Source organism: Microbacterium sp. NPDC076895 (assembly GCF_040687115.1).
In the GTDB taxonomy this organism is placed as follows: Bacteria; Actinomycetota; Actinomycetes; order Actinomycetales; family Microbacteriaceae; genus Microbacterium.
The window spans coordinates 20,321-38,446 of the sequence record NZ_JBFBMQ010000019.1 but is presented as its reverse complement, the minus strand read 5'-3'; the positions used below and the strand labels follow the sequence as shown (position 1 = coordinate 38,446).

14 protein-coding genes are annotated in these 18,126 nt (G+C 67.8%); 10 read left to right on the top strand and 4 right to left on the bottom strand.

The window, feature by feature from the left end:
- The first annotated feature begins 18 nt into the window (after nucleotides 1-18).
- On the top strand, nucleotides 19-816 hold the full coding sequence (locus AB0O89_RS13875; RefSeq protein WP_363498710.1) for an ABC transporter ATP-binding protein: 798 nt from the start codon (nucleotides 19-21) through the stop codon (nucleotides 814-816).
- Nucleotides 813-2,285 carry an FtsX-like permease family protein gene (locus AB0O89_RS13870; RefSeq protein ID WP_363498707.1) on the top strand — a complete coding sequence of 491 codons (1,473 nt, stop codon included), beginning with the start codon at nucleotides 813-815 and terminating at the stop codon, nucleotides 2,283-2,285. Before AB0O89_RS13875 ends, AB0O89_RS13870 begins: the two co-directional genes overlap by 4 nt.
- An 11-nt stretch (nucleotides 2,286-2,296) precedes the next feature.
- On the opposite strand, the gene AB0O89_RS13865 is transcribed toward AB0O89_RS13870, so the two are convergent.
- On the bottom strand, nucleotides 2,297-2,824 hold the full coding sequence (locus AB0O89_RS13865) for a hypothetical protein (RefSeq protein ID WP_363498704.1): 528 nt from the start codon (nucleotides 2,822-2,824) through the stop codon (nucleotides 2,297-2,299).
- A gap of 40 nt (nucleotides 2,825-2,864) precedes the next feature.
- Between AB0O89_RS13865 and AB0O89_RS13860 the strand changes: the two genes are divergently transcribed.
- The 3 genes from AB0O89_RS13860 (at nucleotide 2,865) to AB0O89_RS13850 (ending at nucleotide 4,918) form a co-directional block, all read left to right on the top strand.
- The gene (locus AB0O89_RS13860; protein WP_228177343.1) at nucleotides 2,865-3,404 is read left to right on the top strand and encodes a phosphosulfolactate phosphohydrolase; all 540 of its coding nucleotides are present in this window, start codon (nucleotides 2,865-2,867) and stop codon (nucleotides 3,402-3,404) included.
- A gap of 166 nt (nucleotides 3,405-3,570) precedes the next feature.
- On the top strand, nucleotides 3,571-4,032 hold the full coding sequence (locus AB0O89_RS13855; protein ID WP_363498701.1) for a hypothetical protein: 462 nt from the start codon (nucleotides 3,571-3,573) through the stop codon (nucleotides 4,030-4,032).
- Nucleotides 3,938-4,918 (top strand): Ig-like domain-containing protein, encoded by a 981-nt coding sequence (locus tag AB0O89_RS13850; protein WP_363498698.1) that lies wholly within the window; start codon nucleotides 3,938-3,940, stop codon nucleotides 4,916-4,918. The genes AB0O89_RS13855 and AB0O89_RS13850 overlap by 95 nt, the downstream gene beginning before the upstream one ends.
- Before the next feature lie 85 nt (nucleotides 4,919-5,003).
- Here the strand turns inward: AB0O89_RS13850 and AB0O89_RS13845 are convergent, their stop codons facing one another.
- From AB0O89_RS13845 to AB0O89_RS13835, 3 genes are all read right to left on the bottom strand, one after another.
- Nucleotides 5,004-5,492: a SprT-like domain-containing protein gene (locus tag AB0O89_RS13845; RefSeq protein ID WP_228177340.1), complete on the bottom strand. Its 489-nt coding sequence runs from the start codon at nucleotides 5,490-5,492 to the stop codon at nucleotides 5,004-5,006.
- 36 nt (nucleotides 5,493-5,528) lie between these two features.
- On the bottom strand, nucleotides 5,529-6,062 hold the full coding sequence (locus tag AB0O89_RS13840; RefSeq protein WP_228177339.1) for a tetratricopeptide repeat protein: 534 nt from the start codon (nucleotides 6,060-6,062) through the stop codon (nucleotides 5,529-5,531).
- A 133-nt stretch (nucleotides 6,063-6,195) separates the two neighbouring features.
- Nucleotides 6,196-7,071, bottom strand: a complete 876-nt coding sequence (locus AB0O89_RS13835) for a fused MFS/spermidine synthase (RefSeq protein ID WP_228177338.1) — start codon at nucleotides 7,069-7,071, stop codon at nucleotides 6,196-6,198.
- 33 nt (nucleotides 7,072-7,104) lie between these two features.
- On the opposite strand from AB0O89_RS13835, the gene AB0O89_RS13830 reads away from it, so the two are divergent.
- The 5 genes from AB0O89_RS13830 to AB0O89_RS13810 all read left to right on the top strand — a co-directional run bounded on the left by AB0O89_RS13830 (nucleotide 7,105) and on the right by AB0O89_RS13810 (nucleotide 18,122).
- Nucleotides 7,105-7,860, top strand: a complete 756-nt coding sequence (locus tag AB0O89_RS13830) for a 5-oxoprolinase subunit PxpA (protein WP_363498694.1) — start codon at nucleotides 7,105-7,107, stop codon at nucleotides 7,858-7,860.
- The gene (locus AB0O89_RS13825) at nucleotides 7,857-9,515 is read left to right on the top strand and encodes an urea amidolyase family protein (RefSeq protein WP_363498691.1); all 1,659 of its coding nucleotides are present in this window, start codon (nucleotides 7,857-7,859) and stop codon (nucleotides 9,513-9,515) included. The genes AB0O89_RS13830 and AB0O89_RS13825 overlap by 4 nt, the downstream gene beginning before the upstream one ends.
- 238 nt (nucleotides 9,516-9,753) lie before the next feature.
- Nucleotides 9,754-13,248: a DNA-directed RNA polymerase subunit beta gene (locus tag AB0O89_RS13820; RefSeq protein ID WP_228177335.1), complete on the top strand. Its 3,495-nt coding sequence runs from the start codon at nucleotides 9,754-9,756 to the stop codon at nucleotides 13,246-13,248.
- Nucleotides 13,249-13,294: 46 nt separating this feature from the next.
- Nucleotides 13,295-17,167, top strand: a complete 3,873-nt coding sequence (rpoC, locus tag AB0O89_RS13815; RefSeq protein WP_363498688.1) for a DNA-directed RNA polymerase subunit beta' — start codon at nucleotides 13,295-13,297, stop codon at nucleotides 17,165-17,167.
- Nucleotides 17,168-17,504: 337 nt separating this feature from the next.
- The gene (locus AB0O89_RS13810; protein ID WP_363498685.1) at nucleotides 17,505-18,122 is read left to right on the top strand and encodes a hypothetical protein; all 618 of its coding nucleotides are present in this window, start codon (nucleotides 17,505-17,507) and stop codon (nucleotides 18,120-18,122) included.
- Nucleotides 18,123-18,126 lie beyond the last annotated feature (4 nt).

The window sequence follows — 18,126 nt, the reverse complement described above, 5'->3', positions numbered from 1 at the left end:
ATTCCTAGCGTCGGAGATATGAAGATCACCACGACGCAGATGGGCTTGGCCGCCCGCGTAGAGAACCTCGGCAAAACCTACGGCACCGGCAGCGGAGCGGTCAGGGCGCTCGATGACGTCACTGTCGGCATCCGTCGCGGGGAGTTCACCGCGATCATGGGCCCCTCCGGCTCGGGCAAGTCGACCCTCATGCACATCATGGCTGGGCTCGACGCCCCGACTGCCGGGCGGGTGTGGATCGGCGACACTGACATCACCGATCTCGGTGACCTCGAACTCACGATCCTCCGTCGTCGTCGTGTCGGCTTCGTGTTCCAGTCCTTCAACCTCGTGCCGACCCTCGATGCGCTCGGCAACATCCTGTTGCCCTTCGACCTGGACGGCCGCACGCCGAGTGTGTTGGAACGCTCGCGTATCGACGGGCTGATCGACACCCTCGGGCTTCGCTCGCGCTTGAATCACCGGCCGCACGAGCTCTCGGGTGGCCAGCAGCAGCGTGTTGCGATAGCCCGCGCCCTGGCGACCGCGCCCGACCTGCTCTTCGCCGACGAGCCGACGGGAAACCTCGACTCGCGCTCGGGGCGTGAGGTGCTCGCTCTGCTGGCTGAAGCGAGCCGCACCCGGGGGCAATCGATCGCCATGGTCACCCATGACCCCGTCGCCGCCAGCCACGCTGACCGGGTCCTGTTCCTCGGCGACGGGCGCCTCGTCGCCGACAAGCCCGCGCAGACCGCCGAGCAGATTTCGGCGCACATGCTGGCAGCCGACGGTGGCGACGCCGGCGCGCAGACGCGTCGGGCGGAGGTCGGCGCATGAGCGCGGTCGCGGCATCCGTCGATAAGCCGTCGCTGCGCGTGCCGCGCGCCCGGGCTAACGTCGCGTGGCTGCGTGAACGCGGGATGGGGGCGAGCATCCTGGTCGCTGCAATCTCGACCGTGTTCGGGGTCGTGCTCATCGCCACGACCGACTTTCTGGCGGCGATGCTGCGGGCGGACCCGTACATCGGCGACAGCGGCACCCTCGCCTTCATCCTCGGATTCCTCACGCTCCTGCTCGTCGCGCTCGCGGTCTATGTCGCCGGCATCGTCACGGCCAACACGTTCGCGACTGTCGTCGCCGGACGATCGCGCCAGATCGCCCTGCTGCGTCTGATCGGCGCGTCGGCGCGGTCGCAGCGAGCACGCGTGGCCTCCCAGGGCCTGATCGTCGGCGTGCTCGGCGCGACGATCGGCACGGTGCTGGGCATCGTCGTCTCTGCCGCCGGAGCGCAGATCGCGATAGTCCGCCTCGGGCTTGATGGCGTGCACGTCGCGCCCGTCACGCCGTCGATGCTGCTGCCCGCCGTGATCGTCGCACTCACCACGTGGCTGGCGGCGTGGATCGGTTCCCGGCGAGTTCTCGCGGTCACCCCGCTGCAGGCAGTGTCGGGCTCGGTTCCCCTCGCCACCGATGAGGTAGGCGCCCGTCGAGGCAAGCACGCGGTTGCCGGCATCCTGTTCGCCCTCGGCGCGGTTGCGCTTGCCGCGGGCATCCTGCTGGGACTTGTCTCACCGCTCGGCGTGGTCGTCGCCTTCGTCGGTGGAGTCCTCTCGTTCACCGGCATCACGATGGCAGCTCCGCTGGTCATGCCTCCGGCGCTGCGCCTGGTCGGCCGTGCTTTCGGGCGCTCCGCTCCTGCGCGGCTCGCGGTGCAGAATGCCTACCGGAACCCGGAGCGCTCCGCCCGGACATCGATCGGCATCGTCATCGGCGTGACGCTCGTCACGATGTTCGCCGTGGCTATCGAGTCGGTGAAGGCAGTGCTCACGGCCAACGCGGGAGGCAGTCTCGAACCCGAGCTCGCGAGCATCATGGACACGTTTGCCGCGATCATGATGGGACTGGTTGCGATCTCGGCGGTGATCGCGGGAGTCGGGCTCGTGAACCTGTTGACCCTCGGCGTCATCCAGCGCACCCGGGAACTGGGGCTTCTCCGCGCCCTCGGCGTCTCAATCGCGCAGATCCGCCGGATGGTGCTGTTGGAGGCGGTGCACGTGACGGTCACCGCGACCCTCCTGGGCATTCTGCTCGGCATCGTCTACGGCTGGGCCGGAGCGCAGTCGCTGCTCGGTAGCGTTCCCACGAACCCGGACGGGATCATCCAGGCCGGCATCGTCTACCCCGCGGTCCCGATGGTTCCGCTGATGGTGATCGTGGCGGCGACGGCGATCCTCACCGTCGTTGCGTCAGTCACCCCCACGCGCCTGGCAACCCGCGTCGCGCCGGTGGCGGCGCTGAGCGAGTAGCCGGTCAGAGGTCAGGCCGTGGCGGCCGCGTCGGCTTCTCCTGACTCGGCCGTCACGGCATCCGGATCGTGCGCCCACGACGGCGCGATCTGACGGATGCGGGCTGCCCGCCACTGCCAGAGCGCCCAGAGGCCCGGCCACAGCGCGGGTGCAGCAGCGCCACCGATCACGAGGCGCTCTCGCCACAGGGTGCGGCCATCCGGAAGGGGAGACACCGCCATCTGGTGGTCCCAGACGTCGAGGACCGCGAGTGGGCCGGTCAGCGGCATCCCGGAGTCACGGATGATCCGCACGCGCACCCCGCCTACCTCACGTTCGGCATCCGTGATCGAGATGAGCTGACGGCCGACCGGGATAAGCCCGGCGACGCTGAGCCCGACTGCGGCATTCTGGCCGTGCTCCCACTGCGTCGGGATCGCTTCCAGCGGCTGCATGTCGAGGAACGGTCCGTACACCTCGGCGAGTACCCGCGGTGAGTGCAGAGCGCGCCAGGCGGCGTCGGCGTCGCAATCGATCGTGAACTTGCTGAGCACGCGCATGCGGCAAGTCTCGCATCCGGTCTCGCCCTACGCTGGACGGATGCCGACAGTCGAGCCCGCGCCTCGCGAAGAACAGTCCCGGTACCAGGTGCGTTTCGATTGGGGTCTTGCCGGCCTCGACCGGGTCGCGCCGGCCGAGATCACGATCGTGGTCGACGTGCTGGCTTCGGGCACGGATGCCGAGCTCCTCGCCTCACGAGCCGCCGATCGCGGCGCCGTCGTGATCCGCGCTGACCTGCGCACAGCGAGCGCCGCAGCCGACGCTGCCGTCGCAGAACAGCACCGTCGGGCGGCGCGCACGAGTATTGCGGTGATCGCGGTCGGGCAAACCGACGCCAGTTCTGGTGCACTGAGGTTCGCGGTGGAGGACCTCTTCGGGGCGGGGGCCGTGATCGACGCACTCGCTGCGCGAGGGATCGATCATTCGTCTCCCGAGGCTGCTGCCGCTTGTGAGGCGTTCCGGGGACTGCGCCCCGCGCTTCGCCACCTGCTCACCGCCAGCGTCACCGGCCAGTGCTGGCTCGAAGAGGGTCGGCGCGACGCGGTTTTGGCCGCGGCCGAGGTCGACGCGGCTCGGTGAACTGCGTCGCCGAGAGAGGCGAAACCGAACGACACGCGGGTTTCGCGAGGCGTTGAGTCGCGTTCACGTCGCGGCCATGTTAGCGATAACTTCTGTCATCCTTCGCGGTGAGGTTCGTCCCCCGTCGGCATCGCCCGGTGCCGTCGTGGAAAGGAATCCTCCGTTCATGACCGTCGATCGACGCGTCACTCGGAGCGCTGCTGCAGCCTGTGCTGCACTCGCGCTCGGGTGCGCTCTCCTCGTTCCCGCTGTCGCTACCGCTGAAGACGGAAATCAGCTCGTCGGCCCCGCCGAGACGCTTCTCATCGAGAACGTCCATGCCGCAGGCAAGGTGCTCGTGATCGGCTCCGAGCAGGCTCAGCTGACCAATCCCGATGACACACCGGCTGCCGCAGCCATCTTCGAGATCGGTGAGACCGCGTCGGCGATCACCGCGCAGGAGGTCCTCGCATACCCGGTGCTCGGCAAGGAAGACGTGTTCGTCGTCACCAACGCCGACGGCGAGGTCCTTGCCCGCCGACCACGTAGCCATCGTGAACGATCCGGCAGCCGACACCGCGATCATGTACGTCGATGGCGTTCCGGTTCTGCGCAACGCGTCGTCGGTTGGCGGGATGATGGCAGCTGACTTCATGCCATGGATCATCGGCACCTCCACCTGGGAGACCGAGCCCGATCACGGCTGGTACGGATGCGTCGGTGAGACCCGCATCGTCGATCACGCGCTCACCACCTCGCAGTTCCTCTACAACCGAGTGAACATCGCCGATTCCTTTGCGGTGACGACCGATTTCGGCGCTGTCTACGCCCCCGACCAACAGCTCACCGAGGTCACGGGAACGGGCCTGCCCGGCTCCGGCGTGCGCATCGCGGACGCGGACGGCACCCTCGGTAGCGCCGAGGTCGGCGAGGACGGATCGTGGACGGTGACCCTCTCGACGCCCGTCGGCGGTCCCGGCGCGCATCCGTTGACGATCACTCCGAGCTTCGGAACACGCGACGGTGCCGCTCAGGAGGTCGTCTATCTGGTCGGCGTCACCGATCAGTGGCGCCCGTCGGACAGCGAGCTGACCGCTGACCTCGAGAACGCCATCACCGTCGCCCCGAACCCGTTCGCGCCGGGAGACACCGTGACGATCACCCTGCCGGCCGGTCACGAGGGAGACGCGGTGTACGTGTTCGCCTTCTCCGAGCCCACGGCGCTGGGGTCGGCGACGGTGTCGGGCGCCGCGCGCATCACGATGGTGACGCCCTCGAGTGAGCCGCTTGGAGCACACCGGGTTGCGGTCTACGCCGCCGACGGCACGCTCCTCGGTTGGCAGTCGGTCACGGTAGCTACCGCGACGCCGGCGAACCCGGCCGACCCCGGCGCGGCCCCCGGTGGATCCTCGCAGGGCGGCGACCTCGCCTCGACCGGCGGCCTCATCGGTGTGTCGGTCGCGCTAGCCGCGTTCGCTGCGGCCCTGGTGGGCGGCGGGCTGTGGCTCGTGCGTCGGCGCCGCACGGTGAGCTAACGAATCGCGCTCTCAGCCCGAGCCCGCCTTCCGTAACCTGTGGGAGGCGGGCTCGGGCGTTGCGGCGCCGGCGGCAGCCCCGCCGTCAGCGCGGGGTCATCGCCGCCAGGCGCGTGGACGCCGTGATCTCGCGCCTGGTCCACGTGAGCAGGTAGCGCTCGTCGAAGCGGGGAGCGCAGCGGGCGCAGGAGGTCTGCCGGCTCGCGCGGCGATGCCGGTAGGCGACGTGACCGGCGGGGCACACGCCGACCCAGGGCGCGAGTTCTGTCGCTGTCTCGCCGTGGTGCGTGGTCCCGCCCACATAGCCGAGGTCTCGCGCGATCGCTTTCCAGCGCGGCCCATGGCCTGCTGCCGCGCCGGCGAGGGCGTGCGCCACCTCGTGCAGCAGCGTCTGGTGGTTGGTGTCATCATCGTGGCGGGCCGCGAGATACCGGGACACCGTGATGCGCTTGCGGGTGAAGTCACAGAGGCCCGCGCGCCGCTTCGCGTTGTCGAAACCGAACGACCACTCCGGGCTCAGGTGCACCGAGAGCAGGGCCTCGGCCCAGTGGCGAACGCGGTGCAACTCGGACATGACGACAGCGTAAGTCGGGCCTCAGACACCGGCCGGTCAGCTGGCGACTGCCGCGCCGGCCTCGGCCCGCCGGCGCTCGGCGGCGTCGATCGCGAGAAGAGTCGACTCGAGCTGGTCGTCGGGGGCTGACGTGCTCTGGCGAGCGAAGAGTGCGCGCTTGAAGTCAGCGCGAGCTGCGTCGAAGTCTCCCGCGTCGTAGTGCACTTTGCCGCGGTGCTGGTACGCGAACGCGGCGATCGATGCCCAGCCTGCCCCCTCGGCCTCGACGGCGCAGGTGGTGAGCTCTTGCGCGGCGGCAGCGAGCGAGCCGCGAAACTGCAGCACTGTCGCGTGCAGGATGCGTGCGCGCAGCAGATCCTTGCGCGTTCCCGCCATCCGGGCCGTGCGCACCGTCTGGTCGGCGATCTCGAGCGCGTCGTCGAGGCGGTCCAGAACCTTCAGAAGCCACACCCGCTCGAGCAGGGCGGGGAGCGAGCGCTGGTCGCCGAGTTCGTCGAGGCGGTCGCGGCAGTCGCGGGGGTTGACTACTTCGCGCAGCGTGACGGGGTCGTAGCCGTGGATATAGCTCACTCGCGCTCCTTCCCGCAGAGCGGTGATCGCCGCGGTCAGGCCGCCCGATTCCGCATCCTTGCCGCACCTCGCCCCATACGCGGTGCGCTCTCATTGTGACGGCGTCGGCGAATCGCGCCGGCTTCCCACGCCGTCAGCGCTCGAACAGCGTCGCCGAGGGCGCTGGCGACGGCGCGGCGTCGGCATCCGTGACAGGGCGCGAACCTGCGACGAACGCGTCGATCTCTGCGCCCTGCGCCACCTTCGCCGGATGCGGTCCTGCAGCCATCAGCCGCGGGAGCCACGCGGTGGGAAGCGGGGTCCGGGATGCCGCGATCACGATGTTCCCGAACCGCCTGCCCTTCAAGACTTGCACTTCGGCCAGCAGCGCGACGTGCGGGAGTTCGCTGCGGACGGTGGCGGCTTGGCGCCGCGCAAAGGCGAGCCCCGCGCCGTCGGCGACGTTGACCAGCAGCACGCCAGTCTCCGTGAGGTAGCGCGCAACGAGGCAGTAGAACTCGAGACTCGTGACGTGAGCCGGCGTGCGCGCGCCGTGGAAGATGTCTGAGATCACCAGGTCGGCCTGACCGCGAATGCCCGCCGGCAGCCGTTCCAGCACGGCCCGGGCATCTCCGGTCCGCGTGCGGATCGAGCCGCCGGCGCGTGAACTGGACGGCAGCGGCAGATGTTCGCGGACGAGCGAAACCAGAGCCGGTTCGAGTTCGATGACCTGCTGCCGGGACCCCGGTCGGGTCGCTTCGACGTACCGGGGGAGCGTGTAGGCGCCGGCCCCCAGATGGATGGCGGTGAGCGGCTCGCCCGGCTCTCCGAGCTGATCGATGACGGCGCCCATCCGTGCGACGTACTCGAAGTGCAGGTGGGTGGGATCGGCGAGGTCGACATGGGACTGCGGGGTGCCGCCGACCTCGAGTTCCCATCCGCTTGCGAATGCCGACGGGACGATGCGCGCCACGGATCCGTCCGACAGCCGCACCTGGGGCGGCGGGGCTTCGACGTGCGCTCGGGCCACGCATCCACCGTAGACCGGGCGTACCGTGGTCGCATGAGGACCATCGACCTGAACGCCGACCTCGGCGAAACGGTCGACGGGGTGCCTACCGCTGACGACGAGGCGCTTTTCGCCGTCATCTCCAGCGCAAACATCGCCTGCGGTGGTCACGCCGGAGACCCGGACTCCATGGTTGAGGCTGTCGAACGGGCTGCCCGGTTCGGGGTGGTGATCGGCGCTCACCCCTCCTACCCCGACAGGCCCGGATTCGGCAGGCTGCCGCTCGCGATGGCGACGGCCGAGCTTCGCGGCACCGTGTCTGCGCAGCTGGATGCTCTCGCGGACGTCGGCGCCGACATCCGGTATGTCAAACCCCACGGTGCGCTGTATCACGCTGTTCGCACGGATGCCGCGCACGCGGCGGCGCTCGCCGCCGCTGTGGCAGATCTGTCGGGTCGGCTGGGCCGAGGACTGCCGATCCTCGCTATGCCGGGCGAGATCTCCGAGGCGGCGCGAGAGCACGGTCTGGAGGTCGTAGCTGAAGCGTTTCTCGACCGCGGCTACACGCCGAGCGGAGAGCTCGTCCCCCGCGGCGAGCCCGGCGCGGTTCTCGAGAATCCTGATGCCGCCGCGATCCGGGCCGTGCGCCTGGCACGCCAGGGCACCGTCGTCGCCGTTGACGGCACGAGTATCGCGGTGAGCGCTGCCTCCCTCTGCCTGCACGGCGACTCGCCAGGGTCGGTTGCGGCGGCTCGTGCGGTGCGGGCGGCCCTGGATGCTGCGTCAATATCAGTGCGAGCGCCGTGGTGAGCAGCGCCGGGGTCCGAGTCTTCGGCGACACGGGTCTGCTCGCTGAGGTGCCCGAGAGCATCAGCCCCGCCGAGGCGCTGCGGGTCGTCATCTCGCTCCGCGAGCGACTCTCCAGTTCACAGCCCGCGGGCGTCGTGGATCTCGTCCCTGCCGCGCGCACCGTCCTCGTGCGGTTCGCACCGCGCGAGGTAGCCACCTCGGTCGTGCGCGCCTGGATCGAGAAGAGTCTCGCCGATGCCCTCGCGGTGACTGACGTACCGGCGCGTGCGGCCGTGGACGGGAACACGGATGTCGAGATCGGCATCCGGTATGACGGACCCGACCTCGACAAGACCGCGGCCTTCCTCGGCATCCACTCCGCTGACCTCGTCTCTGCTCATCTGGCGGCCACCTGGACGGTCGCCTTCACGGGGTTCGCGCCTGGCTTCGGGTATCTCGTGAGCGAGGACTGGCCCTTCGACGTGCCTCGCCTCGCGTCGCCGCGTACGCGGGTCCCGGCAGGCTCGGTGGGACTTGCCGGGAGCTTCTCGGGTGCCTACCCGCGATCGACGCCGGGAGGATGGCGGCTGATCGGCACCACCTCCGCCCCGCTGTTCGACCCGGATGCCGCATCCCCCGCGCTCCTACGCCCCGGCATGCGCGTTCGATTCCGCGAGGTCGCCGACCTCCCCGCGTCCGGCCCCTCCCTCGAGCGCGGCAGTTCTGTGCATCCGCTGCGCATAAATGCGCAGCACTCGCACGAAACCGCCGCACACGCGCGAGGCGGAGTGGAGGCGGATGCCGGCAGTGGTCCCGTGCTGCGGGTCGAGGCGCCGGGGCTGCTCGCGACGGTCCAGGATGCCGGGCGCCCGGGACACGGGTCGCTGGGCGTCTCCGTCTCTGGCGCCCTCGACCGCGCGGCCCTGCGCACCGCCAATCGCCTCGTCGGGAACCCCGAGGGCGCGGCGGGCCTGGAGATCACAGCGGGCGGATTCGAAGCCACCGCGCTCGCTGACGTGTGGATCGCCGTGGCCGGCGCGTGGGGCGAGCTCACCATCGACGGACGCGGCATCGACCACGGCGCGGCGCAGCTGTGGCGGCGCGGTGAGCGCCTGCGGATGGGGTGGTTCACGGCCGGCGTTCGCGCGTACCTCGCCGTTCGCGGCGGCATCGAGGCCCGGCGCGTCCTGGGCTCGGCCGCTACCGACACCCTCGCCGGCCTCGGGCCAGAACCCCTCCGCGCCGACGCAGTCCTCTCCGGCGGGGCGCTCGCGGTCGACGAGATCCCGGCATCCGATCTGGCGCCCTGGAGTCCCCCGCCGGCCGATCTGGTCGTCCGCCTCGTGCCCGGACCCCGCGAGGATGCCTTCACTCCGGCGTCGGGAACCGCGCTGTTCGAAGCGGCGTGGACTGTCGGCGCTGCTGCCGACCGGGTCGGGATGCGGCTGGAGGGGCCGCGGCTGGATCGCACGGATGCCGGGGAGTTGCCGAGCGAGGGGATGGTTCCGGGGGCGATCCAGGTGCCACCGTCGGGCTCTCCCACGATCCTGCTGGCCGACGGTCCCGTGACCGGCGGCTACCCGGTGATCGCCACGGTTCTGGATGCCGATCTCGACCTGCTCGCACAGGCGGGGCCGGGCGCCACGATCCGCTTCATACACGCGACACAGCACTGAGATCGCTGGTTATACCGCACGAATTTCGACTCGTCAAGAATCCCGCTGGACACGGCGTGCCGGAACGCGTATAGTTGGTGGTTGCGCTCTTGGATTCCCCCTGCCCTCATATGGTGGTCGGCTGTGCCTGCGTGTCCCCGCTCGATGCGGTGCGAGACGCGCTGGTTTTCGGGGAGGACCGAACGCTTCACCTGACGACAAGGATAGTGCCCCGCCCGGGCCCACGGAGGTAATCCCCTTGGCTGCTGCGCGCAACGCAACCACCACCACATCCCCGAAGAACGGCCGCGGAGCATCCCGCCTCTCGTTCGCCAAAATCTCCGACACGCTGACGGTCCCCGACCTGCTGGCGCTGCAGACCGAGTCCTTCGATTGGCTCGTCGGAAACGAAACCTGGAAGGCCCGCCTCGCCGAAGCGCAGGCAGCCGGCCGCACCGACATCTCGGTCAAGAGCGGCCTCGAGGAGATCTTCGAGGAGATCTCGCCGATCGAGGACCTCAGCGAGACGATGCAGCTCTCGTTCACCAACCCCTACCTCGAGCCCGAGAAGTACTCGATCGAAGAGTGCAAGGAGCGTGGCAAGACCTACGCCGCTCCGCTGTACGTCGAGGCCGAGTTCATGAACCACCAGACCGGTGAGATCAAGACCCAGACGGTCTTCATGGGCGACTTCCCCCTGCAGACCGACAAGGGAACGTTCATCATCAACGGCACCGAGCGTGTCGTCGTCTCCCAGCTCGTGCGTTCGCCCGGTGTCTACTTCGACAAGACTCCTGACAAGACCTCCGACAAGGACATCGTCTCGGCGCGCATCATCCCGAGCCGCGGCGCCTGGCTCGAGTTCGAAATCGACAAGCGCGACCAGGTCGGTGTGCGCATCGACCGCAAGCGCAAGCAGTCGGTCACCGTTTTCCTCAAGGCCCTGGGCCTGACCAGCGAGCAGATCCTCGAGGAGTTCGCCGGTTTCGACTCCATCGAAGAGACCCTGTCCAAGGACACGATCCTCACGAAGGAAGACGCCCTCCGCGACATTTACCGCAAGCTCCGTCCGGGCGAGCAGGTAGCCGCTGAGGCCGCCCGTGCGCTGCTGGACAACTTCTACTTCAACGCCAAGCGCTACGACCTCGCCAAGGTCGGTCGCTACAAGATCAACCAGAAGCTCGGCCTGTCGGGCCCGCTCAGCGACTCGGTACTCACCGTCGACGACATCGTCGCGACGATCAAGTACCTCGTTCGCCTCCACCGCGGCGATGCGAGCTTCGAGGGCGTTCGCGGCGGCAAGCCGGCGACCATCCGCCTGGATGTCGATGACATCGACAACTTCGGCAACCGCCGCATCCGCGCCGTCGGCGAGCTCATCCAGAACCAGGTCCGCACGGGTCTGTCGCGCATGGAGCGTGTCGTTCGCGAGCGCATGACGACGCAGGACATCGAGGCGATCACCCCGCAGACCCTGATCAACGTGCGCCCGGTCGTTGCCGCGATCAAGGAGTTCTTCGGAACCTCGCAGCTGTCGCAGTTCATGGACCAGAACAACCCGCTCGCGGGGCTGACCCACAAGCGTCGCCTCTCGGCGCTCGGCCCCGGTGGTCTGTCGCGTGAGCGCGCAGGCGTCGAGGTCCGTGACGTTCACCCGTCGCACTACGGCCGCATGTGCCCGATCGAGACGCCGGAAGGCCCGAACATCGGTCTGATCGGTTCGCTCGCATCGTTCGCGCGGATCAACGCCTTCGGCTTCATCGAGACGCCGTACCGCAAGGTCATCGACGGCCGGGTCACCGACCAGATCGATTACCTCACTGCCGCCGAGGAGGACGACTACATCGTCGCCCAGGCCAACGCGCCGCTGAAGGCCGACGGTCACTTCGAAGAGACCCGCGTGCTCGCCCGTTCGAAGGGCGGCGAGGTGGAGCTCGTTCCCGCCGAAGACATCGGCTACATGGATGTCTCGCCGCGCCAGATGGTGTCGGTGGCAACCTCGCTCATCCCGTTCCTCGAGCACGACGACGCCAACCGCGCCCTCATGGGTGCGAACATGCAGCGTCAGGCTGTGCCGCTGCTGCGCAGCGACTCGCCCGTCGTCGGAACCGGTATGGAGGGCTTCGCCGCGATCGACGCCGGTGACGTGGTCACCGCCAAGCGCTCCGGTGTCGTCATCGAGGTCTCGGCGGACGTCGTCGCCGTCCAGACCGACGAGGGCGGGATCGACGAGTACTTCCTGCGCAAGTTCGACCGCTCGAACCAGGGCACGTCCTACAACCAGCGCGTCATCGTCTCGGCTGGTGAGCGGATCGAGGCCGGCGAGGTCATCGCCGACGGTCCTGCCACCGAGAACGGTGAGCTGGCCCTCGGAAAGAACCTCCTCGTCGCGTTCATGACGTGGGAAGGCCACAACTTCGAGGACGCCATCATCCTGAGCCAGGACCTGGTGAAGGATGACACCCTCTCGTCGATCCACATCGAGGAGTACGAGGTCGACGCCCGTGACACCAAGCTCGGTAAGGAGGAGATCACCCGTGATCTGCCCAACGTCAGCCCCGACCTCCTGAAGGACCTCGACGAGCGCGGCATCATCCGCATCGGCGCCGAGGTTCGTCCCGGCGACATCCTGGTCGGCAAGGTCACGCCCAAGGGTGAGACCGAGCTGTCGGCCGAGGAGCGCCTGCTCCGCGCGATCTTCAACGAGAAGAGCCGCGAAGTGCGTGACACGTCGCTGAAGGTCCCCCACGGTGAGCAGGGCACGATCATCGCCGTCAAGGAGTTCAACGCCGAAGACGGTGACGACGAGCTCGGCTCGGGCGTGAACCGCCGTGTCGTGGTCTACATCGCCCAGAAGCGCAAGATCACCGAGGGTGACAAGCTCGCCGGCCGTCACGGCAACAAGGGTGTCATCGCCAAGATCCTCCCCGTCGAAGACATGCCCTTCCTCGCTGACGGCACGCCGGTCGACATCATCCTGAACCCGCTCGGTATCCCCGGCCGCATGAACTTCGGTCAGGTGCTGGAGCTTCACCTGGGATGGATCGCCAAGCAGGGCTGGAAGATCGAGGGCAACCCCGAGTGGGCAGCGCGTCTGCCCGAGATCGCTCGCGAGGCAGCTCCCGGCACGAAGGTCGCGACCCCCGTGTTCGACGGTGCCTACGAGTCCGAGCTGGCAGGCCTGCTCGACTCGACACTGCCCAACCGGGACGGCATCCGCCTGATCGACTCGACGGGTAAGACGCAGCTGTTCGACGGACGTTCGGGTGAGCCGTTCCCGGCACCGATCTCGGTCGGCTACATGTACATCCTGAAGCTGCACCACCTCGTCGACGACAAGATCCACGCACGCTCCACCGGTCCGTACTCGATGATCACGCAGCAGCCGCTGGGTGGCAAGGCGCAGTTCGGTGGCCAGCGTTTCGGTGAGATGGAGGTGTGGGCCCTCGAGGCCTACGGCGCCGCGTACGCGCTCCAGGAGCTCCTCACGATCAAGTCCGACGACATCCTCGGCCGCGTCAAGGTGTACGAGGCGATCGTCAAGGGCGAGAACATCCAGGAGCCCGGCATCCCCGAGTCGTTCAAGGTCCTCATGAAGGAAATGCAGTCGCTCTGCCTGAACGTCGAGGTCCTCTCGGCCGACGGCACCGCGGTCAACCTCCGCGACACCGACGACGACGCCTTCCGTGCTGCCGAGGAGCTCGGCATCAACATCTCCAGCCGCTTCGAGTCCTCGTCGATCGACGAGATCTGACCCGGCCAGGCAACACAGAATTCCGATACAGGAGAACTGAGAACTCGTGCTCGAATCAACAACTTTCGATCAGCTTCGCATCGGCCTGGCCACCGCTGACGACATCCGTCGCTGGTCCTTCGGTGAGGTCAAGAAGCCCGAAACCATCAACTACCGCACCCTGAAGCCCGAGAAGGACGGTCTGTTCGGTGAGCAGATCTTCGGCCCCTCGCGCGACTGGGAGTGTGCGTGTGGCAAGTACAAGCGCGTGCGCTTCAAGGGCATCGTCTGTGAGCGCTGCGGCGTGGAGGTCACCAAGTCCTCCGTGCGGCGCGAGCGCATGGGCCACATTGAGCTCGCCGCTCCCGTCACGCACATCTGGTACTTCAAGGGCGTTCCCTCGCGCCTGGGCTACCTGCTCGACATGGCGCCGAAGGACCTCGAGAAGGTCATCTACTTCGCCGCGTACATGGTGATCTCGGTCGACGAGGATGCTCGTCACCGCGACCTCGCGACGCAGGAGAACAACATCCGTCTCGAGCTGAAGACGCTCGCCGACCGTCGCGATGCGCGGATCGCCGCTCGCCTCCAGAAGTTGGAGGAGGAGCTCGCCGCGCTCGAGGCCGAGGGTGCGAAGTCCGACCAGAAGAAGAAGGTCAAGGACGCCGCCGAAAAGGACATGTCGCAGGCCCGGAAGCAGGCCGACGACCAGATCGCCAAGCTTGAGCGCGTGTGGGAAGAGTTCCGCACGCTCGAGGTCGGCTCGCTCAAGGCTGAAGACGAGATCTTCCAGGAGCTGCAGGACCGGTTCGGTCAGTACTTCGAAGCCCACATGGGTGCCGAGTCGATCCAGCGGCGTCTTGCTGCCTTCGACCTGGCAGCCGAGGCCGAGAGCCTGCACCTGCAGATCGCCGAGGGCAAGGGCCAGCGCAAGATCCGTGCGATCAAGCGCCTGAAGGTCGTCAACGCGTTCCTGCAGACCGGCATGAGCCCGGCATCCATGGTGCTCGACGTCGTTCCGGTCATCCCGCCGGAGCTTCGCCCCATGGTGCAGCTGGACGGTGGCCGCTTCGCGACCTCCGACCTGAACGACCTGTACCGCCGCGTCATCAACCGCAACAACCGTCTCCGTCGCCTGATCGACCTCGGTGCCCCCGAGATCATCGTCAACAACGAGAAGCGGATGCTGCAGGAGGCCGTCGACGCCCTGTTCGACAACGGTCGTCGTGGTCGCCCCGTCACCGGCACCGGCAACCGTGCCCTGAAGTCCCTCAGCGACATGCTGAAGGGTAAGCAGGGTCGGTTCCGTCAGAACCTGCTCGGTAAGCGCGTGGACTACTCGGGCCGTTCGGTCATCGTCGTCGGTCCCCGTCTGCAGCTGCACCAGTGTGGTCTTCCCAAGCAGATGGCCCTCGAGCTGTTCAAGCCGTTCGTGATCAAGCGCCTCATCGACCTCGGTCACTCGCAGAACATCAAGGCCGCCAAGCGTGCCGTCGAGCGTACGCGTCCCGAGGTCTGGGACGTGCTCGAAGAGATCATCCGCGAGCGCCCGGTGCTGCTGAACCGTGCACCCACCCTGCACCGTCTGGGCATCCAGGCGTTCGAGCCGCAGCTCGTCGAGGGCAAGGCCATCCAGCTCCACCCGCTCGTGTGTGCAGCCTTCAACGCTGACTTCGACGGTGACCAGATGGCTGTGCACCTGCCGCTGTCGGTCGAGGCTCAGGCCGAGGCCCGCATCCTGATGCTCGCCTCGAACAACATCCTCAAGCCCTCGGACGGCCGTCCCGTGACCCTGCCTTCGCAGGACATGATCATTGGCCTCCACCACCTGACCACGGTCAAGGAGGGGGCGACCGGTGAAGGCCGCGTGTTCGGTTCGGTGTCGGAGGCGATCCTCGCCAAGGACGAGGGCACCCTCGACCTGCAGGCCAAGGTCCGCATCCGTGTCCCCGGCCTCACGTTCCTCGAGGGCGACGCCCCCGAGGGCTACGAGCGCCACGGGCTGCTGGATGCCTCGCTCGGCCAGGCGATCTTCAACGACGCGCTGCCCAAGGGATACCCGTTCGTGCGCGAGCAGGCCGACAAGGGCAAGCTCAGCCAGATCGTCAACAAGCTCGCCGAGGAATACCCCAAGGTCGAGGTTGCTGCGACGCTGGACCGCATCAAGGATGCCGGTTTCTACTGGGCCACGCGCTCGGGTGTGACAGTCGCCCTCAGCGACATCCTCACGCCGCCGTCGAAGAAGGAAATCGTCGCCGGATACGAGAAGCAGGCCGCGAAGGTCCAGGCACAGTTCGAGAAGGGTCTCACCACCGACGCCGAGCGTCGTCAGGAGCTCATCAAGATCTGGACCGAGGCAACCGACGAGGTCCAGAAGGCGATGCGCGCCCACTTCCCCGAAGACAACACCATCAACCGCATGGTCAGCTCGGGTGCTCGTGGTAACTGGCTGCAGATCCGGAACATCGCCGGTATGCGAGGCCTGGTGAACAACCCGAAGGGTGAGATCATCCCCCGTCCGATCATCTCCTCGTACCGCGAGGGTCTGTCGGTGGCTGAGTACTTCATCGCAACGCACGGTGCCCGTAAGGGTCTGGCCGACACGGCTCTCCGTACCGCCGACTCGGGTTACCTCACGCGACGCCTCGTGGATGTCTCGCAGGATGTCATCATCCGTGAAGAGGACTGCGGCACGTCTAAGGGTCTCGAGTTCACGATCGCTGCTCCCGGTAGCGACGGCAAGCTCGTCCGCGACCCGAACGTCGAGAACTCGGTGTTCGCGCGGACCCTCGCTGCGGACGTCATCGGCGAGAACGGCGATGTCGTGGCCGAGGCCGGCGACGACGTGGGCGATGTGCTCATCGACAGGCTGGTTGCTGCCGGTGTCACCTCCATCAAGGTGCGTTCGGTTCTGACCTGTGACTCGGCTGTCGGTGTCTGCGCGACCTGCTACGGCCGCTCGCTTGCCACCGGCAAGATCGTCGACATCGGTGAGGCAGTCGGCATCATCGCTGCCCAGTCGATCGGTGAGCCCGGTACCCAGCTGACGATGCGTACCTTCCACACCGGTGGTTCTGCCTCCGCGGAAGACATCACGCAGGGTCTGCCCCGTGTGCAGGAGCTCTTCGAGGCCCGTACCCCCAAGGGTGCGTCGCCGATCGCGGAGTTCGACGGTCGCATCACGATCGACGAGACCGACAAGTCGAAGAAGATCATCCTCACGCCCGACAACGGCGACGAGGCTGTGGTGTACCCCGTCCTCAAGCGCGCGACGCTGCTGGTCGAAGACGGCCAGCACGTCACCGTCGGTCAGCCCCTGCAGGTCGGCACGCTCGACCCCAAGGAGGTCATGCGTGTCCAGGGTGCTCGCGAGGTGCAGAAGTACCTCGTGAACGGTGTGCAGGGCGTGTACCGCTCGCAGGGTGTGCCGATCCACGACAAGCACATCGAGGTCATCGTGCGCCAGATGCTGCGCAAGGTCACGGTCGTCGACCACGGCGACACCAACCTGCTGCCCGGTGAGCTGGTCGACTTCCGTCGCTACCAGGACATCAACCGCCAGGCTGTCGCCGAGGGCAAGCGCCCGGCATCCGGTCGCCCGGAGCTGATGGGTATCACCAAGGCGTCGCTCGCTACCGAGTCGTGGCTGTCGGCCGCCTCCTTCCAGGAGACGACCCGCGTGCTCACGCAGGCTGCGATGGAGGGCAAGAGCGACCCGCTGGTCGGCCTCAAGGAGAACGTCATCATCGGAAAGCTCATCCCCGCCGGAACCGGACTTGCGAAGTATCGCAACGTCGCGGTCGAGGCGACGGAAGAGGCCAAGAGCGAGCGGTACCCCAACCGCATCTTCGCCTCGGACGGCGCGTACAGCGACGCCGACCTGAGCTTCGTCGACTTCGACAGCTTCTCGACCGACGACTTCACGGGCAACTACAACTGACCCACGTCGTCACGGTACGCAGGGCCTCGGGATTTCCCGGGGCCCTGCGTCGTTCCTGTCCTTTTCTAGGCCGAGTTGTCCCTCGCGTCCGGCTCCGCGGCGTGCCCTGCGCGGGGACATGCCCTCGCCGGCTGCGCCGGGTCCCGCCAGACCCGGGGCCAGCCCCGCAGTCCGGGTGCCCCGCTGCGCCTGTGCTCCTGCTTAGGCTCGGAAAGCTGACGCGTATCGTCGCTTCGCGCGCGGATGCCGACACATCGCGACAACTTTTCGGGGCCTCGCGGGCGTCCTGGCCGACTTCCCGGGCATCGGCGTCGTACGGTTGCTGGCGGAGGTCACCATGGCTCGCGTTCCCGGTCGCGACAACCGCATCGCCATCCCTGCAATCGTGCTGTCTCTGGCGATTGTCGGGGCGCTCGTGTGGTTCGCCGTGCCCGCTATGCCGCTGGTCATGGCGTGGGCGGGAGGAACCGCGGGAAACGCAGCGACGATGCTCGCCGCAACCCCGACACTGCACGCCGTCGTCGCGGACGGACTGGACGTCGCCGAAGCTGACTGCCGCGAGCTGTACCCGACCGACCTCTGGAACGAACTCACCTGGACCTCGGATGCGATTCTGAGCCAGTCCACGGCTGGACCCACGACAGCGATGACCGACCTCGTCTCGGCGCTGGCGCCGACGGCAACGCGTACCTGCACCTGGACCGACAGTTCCGGGCAGGCGGTGGTCACAACCTTCGCGACAGTGTCAGCGGATGCCGCCGGGATCGCGGAGGCTTCCCTGCGTGGGCAGGGGTTCTCCTGCGCAACGGCAGACGGCACACTGGAGTGCTCCTCGACGACGGATGCCGGCAACGAACACCAGTCGGTGCGGGGAGCGCTGTGGGTCGCGACGGTGTCGAGTGCGTGGTACCCGGACGACTACGACCAACGCATCGCCATCCACCTCTGGCAGTGATGCC